Genomic DNA, 1,385 nt, shown 5'->3' on the forward strand with positions numbered 1-1,385 from the left:
CGCTCTGGGCGCGCTGCGACAGATTGCGATCCTCTTCGACATCCTCTTCAGCCTGATGATGGCCGCGGAAAGTCGCGACTTCAATCACTTCGGGGCCGAACATAACGTGCGCCAGACGGAAGCGACGCCCAACCAGACGACAGTTGCGGAACAGCTTGCGCATCTGCTCAGGCGTGGCGTTGGTGGTGATGTCAAAGTCCTTGGGCTTTTTACCCAGCAGCAGGTCGCGAACGCCACCGCCCACCAGATAGGCTTCATAGCCCGCTTTATTCAGGCGGTAGAGCACCTTCAGGGCATTTTCGCTAATGTCTTTGCGCGAGATGTTATGGCTCTCACGAGGGATAATGGTCATCTGATGACGCTCAGTTTCAACCTCGACGGGCGCCTCCTCATCACGCATGAGGACTTTCCGGCAAAAATTAGCAACTCGGGTAAAAATGGGACACCTCGACAGCGACGTAAAGTGGTGTAAATAAAATCAGCGGCTAATCATAGCCTGTTGCGATTCATTTAGGAATGGTGTTGTCGGCTCAGCCGGTTTCAGGGCGTTCTCATGGGGTATCAAAGCGATATTCCACTGTGAGACTGCGCTTTCCAGCAGTTTCTCCTGCGTTTCATCGCGCCATTCCGCCGCCACAGGCTGTCCCAGAAAGCGAAGCGCCTGCACCAGCAGCGGTCGCGGGTCGCCTGCGGGCAGCGAAGGCGCATGATTCTGCTTCGACAGTTTATTGCCGTCGGGATTGATCGCCAGCGGCAAATGCAGCCAGTCAGGCGTCGGCCAGCCGAACTGCTGATAAAGCGCTATCTGCCGCACCGTGGGCTCAATTAAATCCGCGCCGCGCACGATCTCCGTTACGCCCTGAAAATGGTCATCGACCACCACGGCAAGGTTGTAGGCGAACAGGCCGTCTCGCCGATGAATAATAAAATCTTCCTGGGCCAGACGCGCATCGACGTTCACGATGCCGCGCAGCCGATCGTCAAAGCTGAAAACCGGCGCGTGCTGACGTAAACGCAGCGCGGCGTTTTCCGGCCCCAGATGGCGATCGCGGCAGTGGCCGTCGTAAAATCCGCCGATCTGCTGGATGCGGCGACGCGTACAGGTGCAGTAATAGCTCTGACGATGCGTCTGCAGCCAGGCCAGCGCCTCGCGATAGGCCTCATGGCGCTGCGACTGCCACAGCACCTCGCCGTCCCAGTGCAGGCCGTAATGCTCCAGCTGATGCAGAATGCGCGTGGCAGCGCCTGCGACTTCGCGCGGCGGATCGATATCTTCGATGCGTACCAGCCAGCGGCCTTTTTGCGCGCGCGCGCTGAGATAGCTGCCAAGCGCGGCAATCAGCGAGCCGAAATGAAGATCGCCAGAAGGAGAGGGAGCGAAACGC

The 1,385-nt window shown here is 58.7% G+C and carries 1 protein-coding gene and 1 pseudogene; both read right to left on the bottom strand.

Annotation, left to right across the window (positions count from 1 at the left end; translation table 11 throughout):
• Positions 1-439: pseudogene (pcnB, locus tag B3797_RS19530) on the bottom strand (polynucleotide adenylyltransferase); the annotation flags it as partial.
• A gap of 39 nt (positions 440-478) precedes the next feature.
• Positions 479-1,385: tRNA glutamyl-Q(34) synthetase GluQRS (gluQRS, locus tag B3797_RS19535; protein ID WP_311791956.1), on the bottom strand; the 907-nt coding region annotated here is incomplete at its 5' end.

The organism is Pantoea sp. UBA5923 (assembly GCF_002431095.1).
In the GTDB taxonomy this organism is placed as follows: Bacteria; Pseudomonadota; Gammaproteobacteria; order Enterobacterales; family Enterobacteriaceae; genus Pantoea; species Pantoea piersonii.